Source organism: Corallococcus sp. RDP092CA, from assembly GCF_041903675.1.
Lineage (GTDB): Bacteria > Myxococcota > Myxococcia > Myxococcales > Myxococcaceae > Corallococcus.
Genome location: NZ_JAYESI010000001.1, coordinates 226,708 through 244,225 on the forward strand (window position 1 = coordinate 226,708; position 17,518 = coordinate 244,225).

General features: G+C 72.3%; 1 protein-coding gene (cut by a window edge). It reads right to left on the reverse strand.

The window, feature by feature from the left end; translation table 11 throughout:
* On the reverse strand, positions 1-17,518 hold the 3' portion of the coding sequence (locus tag U8525_RS01065; RefSeq protein ID WP_374259892.1) for a non-ribosomal peptide synthase/polyketide synthase. It continues 15,626 nt past the right edge of the window; 17,518 of the gene's 33,144 nt are visible here — the last part of the coding sequence; its start codon lies beyond the right edge, outside the window — the gene reads right to left on this strand; it ends in the stop codon at positions 1-3.

Here is a 17,518-nt window from a genome sequence, read left to right on the forward strand (position 1 = left end):
TCAGGGGCGCCCCTCATCGCGCTGGAGCGCCTGCGTCAGCCGCTCCGCGAGCCGCTGGACGTGGGGCTCGCGCAGCAGCGTGTAGTGGGTGCCGGGGAGCACCTCCCGCGTCAGCGTTCCGTGGACGCGCTCGTTCCAGCCGTCGTCCCCGCGCGCCGGGGCGTCGCCCGCCTGGAGCAGGAGGACGCGGCCTTTGAACGTGCCGGGACGGTGGTGCTTCAGGGCCCGCAGGTTGCGGGTGAAGACGTGCAGGAGCGCGCGCCCTGTCGCCGTGGCGGCCTCCGGTGTCGCGAGCTGCCCCTGGTCGAGCTCGAACAGCGCGGCCACCTGGTCCGCGTCGTCCACGTCGAGCGGTACGCGGTCCTCCGTCGCCGGGCTGGGGTCGATGAGGGCCACGAGCTCCACGGCCTCTCCGCGGGCCTGGAGCTGACGGGCCATCTCGAAGGCCACCACGCCGCCCAGGGACCAGCCGCCGAGCCGGTAGGGGCCGTGGGGCTGAACGGTGCGCATGGCGGCTACGTAGAGCGCGGCCATCGCCTCCACGGAGTCGAGCGGCGGCCGGCTTCCATCGAGCCCCTGGGACTGAAGCCCGTAGAAGGGCTGCTCCGGGCCCAGCTGCTTCGCCAGCGCCGCGTACGCGAGCACGTTGCCGCCCACCGGGTGGACGCAGAAGAACGGCCGCCGCGAGCCCTCTCGCTGGATGGGCACGAGCGGGGAGAAGACCGCGGGCGCCTGGCGCAGCAGTCGGGCCAGCGTCTCCACCGTGGGCGCCTGGAAGAGGGCGGCCAGGGGCAGCTCGCGGTGGAAGCGCTCGCGGATGCGCACCATCAGCTTCACGGCGAGCAGCGAGTGGCCGCCCAGCTCGAAGAACGGCCGCGTCACGCCGATGGGGCGCACGTCGAGCAGCTCCTCCCAGAGCGCCGCGAGCTCCCGCTCCAGGTCGTCGCGTGGGGCGACTTCGGTGGCTTCGGAGGGACGGGAGGCTGGGGCCTCCGGGACGTGCATCCGTTGCCGCTCCTCGTCCGTCAGAGGGGAGTTCCGATCCAGGGGCGCATCGGGATCGGCGAGGACCGTCTCCAGCAAGGTGCTCCAGTACCCCATCAGCCGCTGGACCGTGGCGGAGTCGAAGAGGTCCGTGCTGTACGTGAGCGCCCCCTGGAAGCCGTCGGGCCGCCGGGTGAGGGCCAGGTCCAGGTCGAACTTCGCGGTTGGCGGGGTGACCTCCACTGCCTTGAGCGTGAGGCCGGGCAGGATGGCCTCTGGCTCGGCGGTGTTGTGCAGCGCGAAGAGGGACTGGAAGAGCGGCGTGCGGCCCAGGTCGCGCTCGGGCTGGAGTGCTTCCACCAGCCGCTCGAAGGGCAGGTCCTGGTGTTCGTAGGCGCCGAGCGTGGTCTCTCGCACCTGGGCGAGCAGCTTCCGGAATGACGTATCCGGCGTGAAGCGGGCTCGGAGGACCAGCGTGTTGACGAAGAAGCCGATGAGTCCTTCGGTCTCCGCCTGCCGGCGGTTCGCGATGGGCGTGCCCACCAGCACGTCGTCCTGCCCGGCGTACCGCGACAGCAGCAGTTGGAACGCGGCCATGAGCACCATGAAGGGTGTGGCGCCCTCGCGCTTCGCCAGCGCTTCCACCGCGTCACTCGAGGCCGGCGTCAGCTGGACGGGCAACTGCGCGCCGCGCGCGGAGCGGCGGTCTGGACGGGGCCGGTCGGTGGGCAGCGCCAGCGCGTGGGGTGCCCCTTCGAGCTGCTGCCTCCACCAGTCCAGCTGCCCCTCCAGCACCGGGCCTTCCATCCACGCCGCCTGCCACCGAGCGAAGTCCGCGTACTGCACGGGCAGCTCCGGCAAGGGCGACGGCTGACCCTGATGGAACGCTTCGTAGAGCGTCACCAGCTCGCGCACGAGCACCCCGAAGGACCAGCCGTCGGAGACCGTGTGGTGCGTGCACAGGAGGAGCACGTGCTCCCGCGCGTCGAGCCGCAGCAGCGTGAAGCGCGCGAGCGGCCCCGTGCCCAGGTCGAAGGGACGCAGCGCATCCGCTTCCACCCGGCGCCAGAGCGCAGCCTCGCGCTCCTCCGCTGGCAGCGCCTCCAGGTCCTCCCTGCGCAGCACGCCCGTGGGCGCGGGATGGATGCGCTGCCGGGGTGTGCCGTCGAGGGCCTCGAATGTCGTGCGCAGGGTTTCGTGGCGCTGCACCAACACGTCGAAGGCGCGATCGAGGGCGGGCACGTCCAGCGCTCCGGACAGCCGCAGCGCGAAGGGCATGTTGTAGAGCGGGCTGTCTGGCTCCAGCTGATCGATGAACCACAGCCGCTGCTGCGCGAAGGACAGGGGCGCGAGTCCGTCCTCGTGCGTCCTCGTCAACGGCGGTAGCGCGGGCCTGGGCGCGGCGTCCGTCAGCCGCTCGGCGAGGCCCGCCACGGTGGGGGTTTCGAAGAGCGTCCGGACGCGCAGCTCCACCCCGAAGCGAGCGCGCACGCGGGCCACCACCTGTGTGGCCAGAATCGAGTGTCCGCCCAGCTCGAAGAAGTTGTCGTGACAGCCGATGCCGGACACGCGCAACAGCTCCTCCCAGATGGCGGCGAGGCGTGCTTCGGTGGGCGTGGCCGGTGGCTCGGAGCCCCGCGTGGAGGGCCGTGACGCATCCGGCATGGGCAGCGCCAGGCGGTCCAGCTTGCCGTTCGGTGTCAGCGGCAGGGCGGGCAGGGCGAGGATGGCGGCCGGCACCATTGCGTCGGGCAGGTTTCTCCGCAGGTGATCGTGCAGTGAGCCGGTGTCCACCTCTGGCGTGACATAGGCCACGAGGCGCGCGTCACCTGGCGCATCCTCGCGCACCAGGGCCATGGCATCCCGGACACCGGGCTGCGTGCGCAGCATGGACTCGATTTCACCCAGCTCGATGCGGTGGCCGCGCAGCTTCACCTGGAAGTCCAGGCGGCCCATGAAGTCGAGCGTGCCGTCCTCGCGCCAGCGGGCCCTGTCACCCGTGCGATACATACGTGCGCCGGGCTCCGTGCTGAACGGATCCGGCATGAAGCGCTCCGCCGTCAGGTGCGGACGCCCCAGGTAGCCCCGCGCGAGGCCCTCACCGGCGAAGCACAGCTCTCCCGGCAGCCCGAAGGGCACCAGTTCCTGACGTTCATCGAGCACGTAAGCGCGCAGGTTGTCCAACGGCCGTCCGATGACGGGCCGCGCGTGTGACGTTCCGCGCAGGTCCAGGGTGGTGGTGGTCACGGTGCACTCGGTGGGGCCGTAGACGTTGAAGGTCCGCGTGCGCCGGGTCGTGGCGAGCCGCTGCCACATCCCTTCATCCAGCGCTTCGCCACCGACCAGCAGCAGCGCCGGAACGTGGGGGCGCTCCAGCATCCCCGCATCCAGGAGGAGCTTCAGTTGCGCGGGCGTGCAGTCCAGTGCGTCCACCCGCGTCCGCTCCAGCCACGCGAGCAACTGCTCCGGCTCCAATCGGAGGTCCTCCGGGATGGGGCATACGCAGTGGCCGTCCAGCAGCGGGAGTACCTGTCCGATGGATGCATCGAAGAACAGCGGGGCGTTGAGGCCGGCGTGGAGCCCTGGCGGTTGTCCTTCGTACACGGTCCGCCGGAGCGCATGACGCAAATGCAGCACTGAGCGGTGGCGCACCATCACGCCCTTGGGCGCGCCGGTGGAGCCGGACGTGTAGATGACATAGGCGAGATTCCCCGGCCCCGCCGCCGGCGGCAGGTTCTCCGAAAACCGGTCCGACAGTCGGACAGGTTCGCGGGCCCCCGGTATCGGCCCGGCCGCGCCAAACTGGTCCGACAGTCGGACCGGTTCGCGGGCCCCCAGTATCGGCCCGGCCTCGCCATAGCGGTCCGACAGCCCGACAGGTCTGGCGTCCACCGGAGCCCGTCTGCCCTCCCCAATCGTGTCCGACAGCCCGACGGGTTCGAGTTCCCTCGGCGCCCACCCGGCCTCACCCAATGAGTCCGACGGTCGGACAGGCTCGCGGGCCTCTGGTACCGGGTCGGCCACACCCAGCGTGTCCGACTGTCCAACAGGTCCAGGGCCCCTCTGCGCCCGCCCTCTCACTCCAAACCTGTCCGACTGTCCTACAGGTTCGCAGGCTTCCGGTTCTGGCACGGCACCATCCAACGAGTCCGACAGTCGGACAGGTTCGCGGGCCCCAACTACCGGCCCGGCCATCCCCAACGAGTCCGACGGTTGGACAGGTTCGCGGGCCTCCGGTGCCGGTCCAGCGATCCCCAATCGGTCAGACTGTCCGACAGGCCCGCGAGTCCCCGGTGCCGGTCCGGTGCTCCCCAATCGGTCCGACCGTCCGACAGGTCCAAAGTCTCCGAGCGTCGTCGTCGGTGACTCTGAGAACCGGTCTGATAGTCCGACAGGTTCGCTGTCCCCCCGTGCTCGCCCAGCCCCTTCAAGCTTGTCCGACTGTCTGACAGGTTCGTGGTCGCCCGATGCCGACACGGTCTCCCGGCGCTGATCCGGCTGTCCGACAGGTTCGAGGGCCTCCAGCGTTCGCCCAGCCGGTTCATGACTGTCCGACTGTCCGACGCGTTCGTGATCGCCTGGGACTCGCGTGGTCGTCCGAAACCTGTCTGACTGTCCGACAGGTTCTTGGTCACCCGTGGCCGACGTGGTCTCCCAGAACCTGTCCGACTGTCCGACAGGTTTTGCGTCCAGCCGCACCAGGTGGGGCACCTCCGGGTGCCATGCTTCTTGCAGCGCCCGTGTCGTCACCAGCACGGACGCGCCACAATCCTTGAGGACGAACGACTTGCGTGCGGCCGGCGCCCTGGGGTCTAGCGGCACGAAGGCGCCGCCGGCCTTGTTCACCGCGAGCAGCGCGATGATGGCCTCCGCCGAGCGCTCCAGGCACAGGCCCACCGTCACCTCCGGGCCCACGCCCAGCGACCGCAGGTGCCAGGCGAGCTGGTTGGCCCGGATGTTGAGCCGCCGGAAGGACAGCGTCGTGTCCCCGAATACCACGGCGTCCGCGTCCGGGGTCCGCAGCACCTGCTCCTCGAAGTCGCCGTGCAGTGTGCTTTCTCCGTCGAAGGGTGACGCGCTGCCTGCCAGGTCACCGAGGAGCTGGCGGCGTTCCTCCTCCGAGATGAGCGACAGCCGTGACAGCGGTGCGTCCGGTCGCGTGACCACCGCCTCCAGCAGCACGCGCAGGTGGGTGAAGAGTCGCGCCATCGTGGGGCGCTCGAAGAGGTCCGTGGCGTACGCGAGCGTTCCCCGGAAACCGTCCGCCCGGCGGTCCAGGTCCAGGCTCAGGTCGAACTGGGACGTGGTCCGCTTCCCAAGCGTGGCGGGGCGCACGGTGAGGCCGGGCAGCGACAGCTCCGGCACCGGCGCGTTCTGGAGCGCGAACAGCACCTGGAACAGCGGCATGCGCCCCAGGTCGCGCTTCGCTTGCAGCGACTCCACCAGCCGCTCGAAGGGGATGTCCTGGTGCTCGTAGGCCCCCAGCGTGGTGGTGCGCACCTGGGCCAGCAGCTCACGGAAGGTCGTCCGGGGACTGATGCTTCCTCTCAGCACCAGCGTGTTGACGAAGAAGCCGATGAGGCCCTCGGTCGCCGCGTGGTGGCGGTTCGCGATGGGCGTGCCCACCAGCACGTCTTCCTGGCCGGAGTAGCGGTGCAGCACCGTCTGGAAGGCCGCGAGCAGCACCATGAAGGGCGTGGCGCCCTCCTGCTTCGCCAGGGCCTCCACCCGCTCGGACAGGCCCAGGGGCAGGTGCACCGACATCGTGTCACCGCGTTGGCTGGAGACGGCGGGCCGGGGCTTGTCGGTGGGCAGCTCCAGTGCGCGGGGGGCGCCTTCGAGCTGCCGGGTCCACCACCCGAGCTGCGCTTCCAGCGCCTCGCCCTGGAGCCAGCCGCGCTGCCAGAGCGCGTAGTCCGCGTACTGCACGGGCAGCTCCGGGAGCGCGGGCGGGCGGCCCTCGCGCAGGGCCGCGTAGAGGGCGGTGAGCTCGCGTACCATCACGCCCAGCGACCAACCATCCGACACGATGTGATGCAGGTGGAGCACCAACACGTGCTCCTCCGCCCCGAGCTCGAGCAGCAGGGCGCGGATGACCGGCCCGCGCTCCAGGTCGAATGGTCGCTGGGACTCCTCCGTCGCCAGGCGCTCCGCTTCGCGATGCCGGGCCTCGGCGTCCTCCAGCGCCGTCAGGTCCACTCGCTCCAACGGCACGGCGGCTTGGGCATGGATGTGCTGCACGGGCTGGCCCGCTTCCATGCGGAAGGTCGTGCGCAGGGCTTCGTGCCGCGCCATCAGCGCGTCCAGGCTTCCCTTCAGCGCGGTCGCGTCCAGCGCCCCCAGGAGCCGCAGGGCGACGGGCATGTTGTAGAGGGCGCTGCCCGGTTCGAGCTGGTCGATGAACCACAGCCGCTGCTGCGCGAACGACAGCGGCAGCAGTGTGGGCCGCTGGGCCCGGGTGAGCGGCGGCACCTGCGCGTGGCGGTTCGCGACAGTGCCCAGGTGCTCGGCGAGCGCGGCCACGGTGGGCGCGTTGAACAGCTCGCCCAGGGGCAGCTCCACGCCCAGCACCGCGCGGATCCTCGACACCACCTGCGTGGCCAGGAGCGAATGGCCGCCCAGGTCGAAGAAGTCGTCGTGGACCCCCACGGCGTCCAGGTGCAGCACCTCCGCCCAGATGGCCGCGAGCTGGGACTCCAGGGCATTGCGAGGAGCCTCGCGCGCTGCCTCGGTCGACCTGGGTGCTTCGGGTGCGGGCAGGGCCTTGCGGTCCACCTTGCCGTTCGGTGACAGCGGCAGCGCTGGCAGCACCACCCACGCGGACGGCACCAGGTAGTCGGGGAGCTGCCGCTGCGCATGTGCCTTCACGGGGGCGGTGCCGGCGCTGTCCTCGTCGAGGACCACGTAGGCCACGAGCCGCTTGTCACCGGGCACGTCCTCGCGCGCGAGCACCACGGCCTCGCGCACGTCGTGGACCTGGCGCAGCACGGCCTCCACTTCTCCAGGCTCGATGCGGAAGCCGCGCAGCTTGAGCTGGAAGTCGGTGCGGCCGAGGAACTCCAACGTGCCGTCGTCGCGCCAGCGCGCCCGGTCGCCCGTGCGGTACAGGCGGGCGCCTGGCGTGGTGGCGAGGGGGTGGGGGATGAAGCGCTCGGCGGTGAGGTCCGGTCGCTGGAGGTAGCCCCAGGCGAGGCCGTCGCCGCCGACGTACAGCTCACCGGGGAGCCCCGGCGGCAGGGGCAGGAGGTGCGCGTCCAGCACCCACGCGGTGGAGCTCGCCAGCGGCCGGCCAATGGGCACCGAGCGCGCCACGGCGTCACCCGCGCGCAGCGCGTACGTGGTGGAGAAGGTCGTGTTCTCCGTGGGGCCATACCCGTTGACGAGCACGGCGTCCGGCGCCATCCGTGACAGGTGTTCGCGCACTCGGGACACGGGCAGCACGTCTCCGCCCGCCAGCACCTGACGCACGCCCGCGAGCGATGCGCCCTCGTGAAGGACCATCTGTTCGAAGAGGGCGGCGGTGAGCCACAGCGTGGTGATGCCCTCCACGGCGAGCAGTGCGCCCAGGTCCGACAGCGAGAGCGCGCGCGGCGGTGCGAGCACCAGCTTCGCGCCATGCAGCAGCGCGCCCCAGAGCTCCAGCGTGGAGGCGTCGAACGCGACCGGCGCGGCCTGGAGGAACACCTGCTCCGGGCCGAAGGCGATGAAGCCGTTGCCCCGGACGAGGCGCACGATGCCCCGGTGGGGCACGCTGACACCCTTGGGACGGCCCGTGCTGCCCGACGTGAACATCACGTAGGCCAGCGCCTCCGCGGGCACCCGCACGTCCAGCGGCGTGTCCGGCTGCTTCGCGATCAGGTCCGCCTCCGCGTCCAGCAGCACGAGGAGCCCGGTCACCGCCGGCAGCTCATCCGCCAGCGCCTCCTGCGTGACGAGCACGTTGACGCCCGCCTCCTGGAGCACCCAGGTCGTGCGGTCCGCTGGCGCCTTCGCCTCCACGGGCACATAGGCCGCGCCCGCCTTGAGGATGCCGAGCAGGCCGATGACGAGCTCCGGCGAACGTTCCACGCACAGCCCCACGCGGTCACCCGGGCGCACGCCCATCCGGCGCAGGTGGTGCGCGAGCTGATTCGAGCGTCGATCCAGCTCGGCATACGTGAGCTCCCGTGCAACGGCGGGCTCGGCGTCTCCCGGCGAGAGGACCCCTGAGGTCGCGGGCATCCTCACCGCGACGGCGTCCGGCGTGCGCGCGGCCTGCTCCATGAACAGGGCGGGCACGGAGGCGTCGCGTGGGTACTCTGTCGCGGTGTCATTCCAGGTGACCAGCACCTGGTGCCGCTCCTCGGCCGTCAGCAGGGACAGGCGCGTCAGCGGCGTGGTGGGCGAAGCCACCGCCGCGTCGAGCAGCACCCGCAGGTGCCGGGTCATCCTGTCCACCGTGCCGGGTGTGAAGAGGGCGGTGTTGAAGTTGAGGCCTCCCGTGTAGCCCTCGGGCGCGCGGTGTAGCAGCAGCTCCAGGTCGAAGCGGATGGCGCCCGGGTCGGCGTTCATCGGCTGGAGCGTCAGGCCGGGCAGGGCCAGCGGCGGCAATGGCGCGTTCTGGAGCGTGAAGGTGACCTGGAAGAGCGGCGTGCGGGAGGCGTCGCGCGCGGGGTGCAGCGCCTCGACGAGCTTTTCGAAGGGCAGGTCCTGGTGCTCGTAGGCGCCCAGGGTGGTGTCCCGCACACGCGTCAGCAGGGAGAGGAACGTGTCGTCCTCGCGCAGCCGGGTGCGCAGGACGACGGTGTTCGCGAAGTAGCCGATGAGCGCTTCGGACTCGGCGTGGCGGCGGCCCGCGATGGGCGAGCCCACCAGCACGTCGTCCTGACCGGCGTAGCGGCCGAGCAGGGTCTGGAACGCGGCCAGCAACACCATGTACGGCGTGGCGCCCTCGCGCTTCGCCAGGGTCTCCAGGGCCTCGCTGGTGGCGGCCGGTAGGGTGAGCGGCATCAGGGCGCCCTGGAAGGTCTGCCGCGCCGGACGCGGGTGGTCCGTGGGCAGCTCCAGGTGTGACGGGGCGCCCTCCAACTGCCTCCGCCAATAGCCGAGCTGCGCTTCCAGCACCGCGCCCTGCAACCAGCCGCGCTGCCACAGCGCGTGGTCGGCGTACTGCACCGGTAGCTCGGGCAGCGGGGCGGGCAGGTTCCGCGAGAGGGCGGCGTAGAGCGCACCCATCTCGCGCACCAGGACGCCGGTGGACCAGCCGTCGGAGATGATGTGGTGCAGGTTCAGCACCAGCACGTGCTCCGTGGGTGACAGCTTCAGCAGCAGGGCCCGGAGGAGCGGACCCTGCTCCAGGTCGAACGGGGTGCGCGCTTCCTCCGTGGCCAGCCTCGACGCTTCGGCGCGGCGCTGCTCCAGGTCCGGGAGGCCGGTGAGGTCCACCTGGCGCAGCGGCAGCGGACCGGGGGCGTGGATGACCTGCTCCGGGGCTCCTTCGTATTCGCGGAACGTGGTGCGCAGCGCTTCATGACGGCGCACCAGCCGGTCGAAGCTCCGCTGGAGCGCGCCGAGGTCGAGCGTGCCCTCCAGTCGGAGCGAGAACGGCATGTTGTAGGCCGCGTCCGAGGCGCCCAGTTGATGGATGAACCACAGCCGCTGCTGCGCGAACGACAGCGGCAGCACGGCGGGCCGCACGCCTCGGGTCAGCGGCGTGAGGCCGGTGGGGTCGGTCGCCTCCTTCGGTGGCGGAGCCTGCACCCGGGCTTCGGCCGGAGCGATGCGCCGGGCGAGCGCCTCCACGGTGGGGGCCTCGAACAACGTGCGCAGCGGTAGCTCCCGGCCCAGGCGCGCACGCACGCGCGCGGCCACCTGGGTCGCGAGCAGCGAGTGGCCTCCCAGCTCGAAGAAGCTGTCGCGCACGCCCACCCGCGCGAGGCCGAGCACCTGCGCGAAGATCTCCGCGAGGGCTCGTTCGCTGTCGTCGCGCGGGGCGATGGGCTCTTCACTCCGCTGAGTGGTTGCCTCCGGCGCGGGCAGGGCCTTGCGGTCCACCTTGCCGCTGGAGGTGAGCGGCAAGGCCTCCATGCGCACGATGGCGGAGGGCACCATGTACTCGGGCAGCTTCGATTGCAGGAACGCGCGCAGCCCCGCTACATCGAGCGCCCCGGTTCGCACGATGACGTAGGCGACGAGGCGCGGTCCTCCCGCGACGTCCTGGCGCACCACGGCCACGGCGTCCCGCACGTCCGGATGGGAGAGCAGCGTGGCTTCGACTTCGCCCAGCTCGATGCGGAAGCCGCGGAGCTTCACCTGGAAGTCCGCGCGGCCCAGGTACTCCAGCGTGCCGTCGGTGCGCCACCGGGCGAGGTCGCCGGTGCGGTACATGCGCGCGCCGGGCGTGTCGCTGAAGCTGTCCGGGAGGAAGCGCTCGGCCGTGAGCCCCGGGCGGCGCCAGTAACCCCGGCCCACCTGCACGCCGCCGATGAACAGCTCGCCCGGGATTCCCACGGGCACCGGCTGGCCGTGGGCATCCAGGACGTACATCGCCGTGTTCGCCACGGGGCGCCCGATGGGGACGGCTCGCAGCGCGGCGTCGCGCGGGCACTCCCAGGACGTCACGTCCACGGCGGCCTCGGTGGGGCCGTAGAGGTTGTGCAGCGTGGCGTGCGGCATGCGCGCCTGGGCGCGGAGCACCAGGTCCGCGGGCAGGGCTTCGCCGCTGCACATCACCTGGCGCAGGCGCGTCAGGGACTCCAGGCCGGGCTCCTCCACGAAGGCGCGCAGCATGGACGGCACGAAGTGCACCGCCGTCACGTCCTCGCGCGCCATGAGCGCCACGAGGTAGTCCGGCTCCTGGTGTCCGCGGGGCCGCGCGAGCACCAGCCGCGCGCCCGTCATCAGGGGCCAGAAGAACTCCCAGACGGACACGTCGAAGCTGAACGGCGTCTTCTGCAACACCGTGTCCGCCGGCGTCAGGCCGTAGCGCGCCTGCATCCAGCGCAGGCGGTTGACGATGCCCGCGTGCGCGTTCATCGCCCCCTTGGGCCGGCCCGTGCTGCCCGACGTGAAGATGACGTAGGCGAGCGAGTCCTCACCGGCGAGCGGCGAAGGCGGGACGGAGGGCTCCCGGGCGATGGACTCCCACTGGCCGTCGAGCGCGATGACGTGCGCGGCGTGCGCGGGCAGCGAGGCGCGGAAGCGCTCCTGGATGAGGAGCACGGGGGCGGCGGTGTCCTCCAACATCCCCGCGAGCCGCTCCGCGGGCATGGTCGGCTCCAACGGCACGTAGGCCGCGCCGGACTTCAGGACGCCCAGGAGGGCGACGACCATCTCCAGCGAGCGCTCCAGGCAGACGCCCACGAGCGTCTCCGGGCCCGCGCCGCGCGCACGCAGGTGATGCGCGAGCTGGTTCGCGCGGGCATCGAGCTGCGCGTAGGTGAGGCGCTGGTCCTCGAACTGGAGCGCGATGGCCTCGGGCGCGTGTTTGGCCTGGGACTCGAAGAGCTGATGGAGCGTGGCGCCCCGGGGGAAGTCCGCGCGCGTGTCGTTCCAGCCGCGCAGCACCTGCTCACGCGCGGTCGGCGTGAGCAGCGGCAGGGTGGTGACCGGCGCGTCCGGCTCGGCGACGACGGCCTTCGCCAGCATGGTCAGGTGCTCCGCCATGCGGGCCAGGGTCGCTGCGTCGAAGAGGGCGGTGGCGTACTCCAGGCGGCAGCGCAGGCCGTCGCGCTGCTCCCAGACCTCCAGCGTCAGGTCGAACTTGGACGTCGTCACCGGCACGTCCACGCCGCCAATCTGGAGCCCGGCGCCGCCGGTCGTCTGGGCCTCGGGCACGTTGATGACGTTGAGGATGACCTGGAACACCGGCGTGCGGCTCAGGTCGCGGGGCACCTGCAACACGTCCACCAGTTGCTCGAAGGGCATGTCCTGGTGCGCGTAGGCGCCCAGGGCCTGTTGCTTCACGCGACCGATCAGCTCCCGGAAGCCCGGGGCCCCGTCGAGCTTCGCGCGGAAGGCGAGCGTGTTGACGAAGCAGCCCAGCAGGCTCTCCACCTCGGGCCGGGAGCGGCCCGCGATGGGCGTGCCCACCGCGAAGTCGTCCTGTCCGGAGGCGCGGGAGAGCACCACCTGGAACAGCGCCATCAGGACCATGAAGGACGTGGCGCCTTCACGGCGACCCAGCGCGAGCAGGGGTTCGGACACCTCGCGGGGCAGGTGGAAGGAATGGGCGGCGCCCGCGTAGGACTGCGTGGCGGGGCGGGGATGGTCGGTGGGCAGCTCCAGCGGCGGCGCGCCCTGGAGCAGGTCCCTCCACCAGCGGGCCTGCTCCTCCAGCACCGGGCCGTGCAGCCACGCGCGCTGCCAGACGGCGTAGTCGGCGTACTGCACCGGGAGTGGCGGCAGGACGGACGGGACGCCCGTGGCGGCGCAGGCGTAGAGGACTGGCAGCTCGCGGCTGAGGACCAGGGCGCACCAGGCGTCGGAGACGACGTGGTGCAGGAGCAGGTGGAGGACGTGCGTGTCGGGCGCCAGCCGCAGCAGGAGCGCTCGGGCCACGGGACCGGTGCCCAGGTGGAAGGGCGTGGCGGTGTACGCCTGGCACCGGCGAAGCATGGCGGCCTCGCGCGCTTCGGCCGTGTCGCCGGGGACGTCTTCCGTCTCCAGTGGGAGGGAGCCGTTCGCGTGGATGACCTGCACGGCGCCGGTCTCGCCCAGCGCGTAGGTGGTGCGCAGGACCTCATGGCGTTCCACGAGCGCGTGGAGCGCCGTCTGGAGCGCGGTGACGTCCAGCGCTCCCGTGAGCCGGAAGATGATCGCGTTGTTGTAGGCGGTGCTCTCCGGCTCCAGCTCCTGGAGGTACCAGAGGCGCTGCTGCGCGAACGACAGCGGCAGCGGCCGGTCTCGCGGCGCACGTGGGATGGCACCGGTGGCCACGACAGCGGACACCGTCGATGCAGGCCGGACACCCGCGAGGGAGGCCGGGACAGCGGCAGGAGACGTCGAGTCCGGAGCCGCGGTTCGCGGGGTGACGGCAGGGCCCGTGCCCGCTGGCGCCGCCGAGGTCCCTGGGCGCACCGGTGCGTGCGGCGCTCCCGCCTGCCAGGTCGAGGCTGGAGCACTCGCCACATGCGGCGACGCGGGGCGCGGCGCGGACAGCTTGTCGCCCGGCAGGTTCACGGACTCGACGCGCCCATCCGCGCGCAGGCGCACGGGACGACCGGTGCGGTAGAGGCTCGCGGACGCGCTCCGCGGATGCGGCACCAGCTGGTGCGGTGTCTCGCCCGCCGCCCTCCAGAGCGACGCGGGGAGGCCCGCGCCCGACAGGGCCAGTTCACCCACTACGCCCGCGGGCACGGGCGCTCCGGCCGCGTCCAGCACCCAGACGTCCAAGCCCGGAGGCAGCGGCTCCCCCGGTGCACGCGGCAACAGCCCGCCGTCACGGGCCTCGCCCGCGAGCAACACGGCGCCGCCCGCGGTGCGCTGGAGCGCCGACGCCAGCTCCGCCGACGCGCTCTCCAGGACCCAGGCCCCCACCGGCGCCAGGGCCTCGCGCGCTCCCGGCAGGTCCGTCAGCGCACGGGCCAGCCGCGCCGTGGTGTTCACCAGCACCGCACCGGCCTGCCTCGCCAGGGCCAGCAGCTCCTCCGCGCCCGTCTCCTGCTCTCCGCGCACGCGCACCGCGGGTGACGCCGCGTCGGCGGCGAGGGCCTCGCGCACCCTGGCCAGGCGCCTCAGCCCTTCGAGGACGACCGGCGTCTCCAACCCGAAGTCGATGAGGCACGTCACCTCGTCCACGTCCGAGGCGCGCACGTCGCGCAGCCGCTGGAGGCCGCTCTCCACCGTGCCGATGAGGCCGGTGCCCTTCGCGTGGTGCTCGAAGGTGTGCTCCAGGAGCGCGTCGAGGTCCTCGCGGGACACCTTGGCGATCTCCCCCTGATACCCCTGCGCGGCGAGCAGCGACGTCGTGATGTCCGCCGAGCTGCGGAAGTACGCCAGCAGCGGCGTGCGGACCTGCTGGAGGACCTCGGCCTCGTCGTCACCGAGGAACGTGTGCAGCATGCAGGTGATGTGGCCCCGGCCCGGGTGCCCGTTGCGGCGCCAGGCCTCGCGGTAGAGCGCCACCTTCGGCTTCAGCTCCTCCAGGGAGTGGGCGAAGAGGCCCGTGAGGACGCCCGCGCCCAGCTCGCCCGCGAGCCGGAACGTCTCCGGGTTCGCGGTGGCGGTGAGCCACACGGGCAGCTCGCGTTGCACCGGCTTCGGGCGCAGGCCCACCTCTACGGTGACGCCGTTGCCGCCCGGGCGCCGCAGCCGCTCGCCGCGCCACAGGCCGCGCAGCGTCTCCAGGTGGCGCAGCAGGATGTTGCGCCGGTCCGCGTAGTTCCCCGGCGCGAAGATGAAGTCCTGCACATGCCAGCCGGTCGCCACGGACACGTCCACGCGGCCTTGCGACAGGTTGTCCACGACGGCCCACTGCTCCGCCACGAGCAGCGGATCATGCAGCGGCAGCACGACGCTGCCGGAGCGCAGGCGCAGGTTCTTCGTGACGGACGCGAGCGCGGCGGAGACCACCGCGGGCTGCGGGTAGATGCCGCCGAAGGAGTGGAAGTGCCGCTCGGGCGTCCAGATGGCGGAGAAGCCATTCGCGTCCGCGAACCTCGCGCCCTCCATCAACAGCTCGTACTTGGGCCCGGAGAGCGAGTCCTCGTCATTGGCGAAGTACGACAGGCTGAGCTGGAGCGGACGCGCGGCCTCCGCGTTCGAGGCGCTCCGGCGCGAGGAGGTGGCCTCGGACGGGAACAACACGCGCAGGCCGCGAGACAGCGCCCAGAGGGCTTCCAGCTCCGGCTTCTCGGGAGCGGGCTCGGAGGCGGCGAGCCAGGTGGTGCCCGGCGCCGGGCGCAGCCGGGCATCCAGCCCCGCGAAGAAGGCCGCGAGCGACGTGTGACTCAGGGCCCACGCGGGCTGCCCCGCCCCCATGGGCAGCAGCCACGCCAGGGAGTCCGGCGAGGACTGCGGCGGCGCGTCCGTCACAGGCGACGCGTCTCCCAACACCTCGTCGATGTGCAGGACGCGAGAGGCCTCCAGGCGCGTGGATGTGAAGAGTCCCCGCCAGGTGACGAGCCGGGGCACGTCGCCGCCCTCCACGGCATAGACGGCCAGCGAGTCCAGGTCCGTGGGCCCGAGCGCCACCGGAGCACCACCGGCTTCCAGGACACCCCACAGCGCGGCCAGCTTCTCCGGCGACGCGCGCAGGCAGAGGGCCACGGGCTCACCGTGCCGGAGCCCGTGCTCGCGCAGCCGCGCGGCGAGCCGTCGCGCGCGCGAGGCCAGCTCCGCCCAGGTCCAGGTCCGGCCTGCCTGCTCCACGGCGACGGCGTCCGGATGCCGCAGGGCGTGTTCACGCAGCCGGACGGGCAGGACCGGCGCCTGCGTGACGTTCGGCGGAGCGGGCCAGACGCGGCGCTCGGCGTCGGTGGTGAGCGGCAGGCGGGAGAGGCGCTCCTCGGGCCGGGCCAGCGCCGCGGCGAGCAGCACCTGGAGGTGCTCCAGCATCCGCCGCGCGGTGGACGCGTCGAACAGCTCCGTCGCGTACTCCAGCGCGCCGTGCACGCGGCCGGGCTCCTCGGTGAGGATGAGCGTCAGGTCGGACAGCGTGGCGCCCCACTGCACTGGCGTGCCCGGCACTTCGATGAAGGTGCCCCGGGCCCCGACGGCGGCCAGCGCGTCGCCGCCCATCTCCAGGTTCGAGTGGTAGACGAACACGGTGTCCGTCATGCGCTCCCGGCCGATGTCCCGGCCCGGGATGAGCTGTTCGACGAGCAGCTCGAAGGGCACGTCCGGCCGGGACTGCACGTCGGTGACCTCGCGCCGCACGCGGTGCAGCAGCTCGCGGAAGCTCGGGTCGTCTCCGACGTGCGTGCGGAACGCGGCCGAGTGCGCCACGTAGCCGATGAGCGGCAGCAGCTCCGGCCGCGTGCGGTTGCCGATGGGCGTGCCGACGATGAGGTCCGTCTGGCCGGTGTAGCGGTGCAGGAGCGCGTTCCACGCGGCGAGCACCGTCATGTACGACGTGAAGCCCTCGCCGCGCCCGAAGGCGACGAGCGCCTCGGCGAGCTCAGGAGGGAAGTCGAGCACCATGCGCTCGGAGGTGAGCAGGCAGCTCGTGGGCCGGGGCCGGTCCGTGGGGATTCCGAGCCGCCGGGGCATGCCGGCCAGGCGCTGGCGCCACCACGGGTCCTGCTCCGGGAAGCGCGCCTCCGCGAGCGACTGTCGCTGCCACGCGCCGAAGTCCGCGTACTGCACGGGCAGGGGGGCCAGCGGGGACGGCCTGCCCTGGAGGAAGGCGGCGTAGAGCTGGCCCACCTCCTGGAGGAAGAGGGACGTGGAGAGCGTGTCGCAGACGATGTGGTGGATGGCGCAGACCAGCAGGTGCAGGTCCGCGCGCAGGCGCACGAGCGTGGTGCGCAGCACCGGCCCGCGCACGAGGTCGAAGGGGCGCGCGGCGTCCTCGCGGGCGAGGCGGAGGGCGGCCTCCTCGCGCTCGTCGGGCGTGCCCCCCACCTCCACGATGGGGAGCGGGATGCGCACGTGCGGATGGAAGCGCTGCACGGGGCGGCCATCCACGGCGTCGTAGGTGGTGCGCAGGGCCTCGTGGCGCTGGACGACCTCCTGGATGGCGCGCTCCAGGATGGCGGCGTCGGCGGGGCCCTCCAGGCGCAGGACGAAGGGGATCGTATAGGCGGAGAGGCCGGGGAGGTGCTGCTCCAGGCGCCAGACGCGCTCCTGGACGATGGACAGGGGCAGCGGCTCCGTCCGGGGGCGGGGCACGAGCGGCAGCTCGCGCGTGGGCTCTTGCGCGGGGGCCTGCTGGAGCAGCGGCTCGATGCGCGAGGCAAGGCCCGCGACGGTGGGCGCTTCGAAGAGCGCGGCCAGCGGCACCTGGACGTGGAACGCGTCGCGGAGCTGGTTGAGGAGCTGCGCGGCCATCAGCGAGTTGCCGCCCAGCTCCAGGAAGTTGTCGTCGCGTCCGACGAAGTCCACCCCCAGGCGCTCACGCCACAGCGTGGCGATGCGGACCTCGACGTCACCGCGAGGCGCGTCCTCACGGCCACCGGGGATGGAGAGGGCAGGGCGCTCAGCGGCCGGAGGTGTCGCCGTTGCTCCCATGCTTGGGAGCGAAGCGGAGGCCGGCCCCGTCATCGTGGCAGGCGGCGGCGCCAGCGTTGCTTCCACGCCGGGGAGCGAAGCGGGGGACGGCCCCGTCATTCTGGTCGGCGGAGGTGCCAGCGCCGCTCCCTCGTCCGGGAGCACGGGCGCCGCCACGTTGGAGGCGGACACAGCAGCAGTCGTTCGAGCACGGCTGTCCATGGCATCGTGCGCGGACACGCCACCCGGGCCACGAGGCTCCACCCAGCAGCGCTTGCGCAGGAACGGGTACGTCGGCAGGTGCACGCGGCGTCGCTGCTCGTGGGCGTAGAACGCGGACCAGTCCACGTCCAGGCCCTGCATCCACAGCTCCCCCACGCACTGCAACAAGCCAGACTGCTCCGTC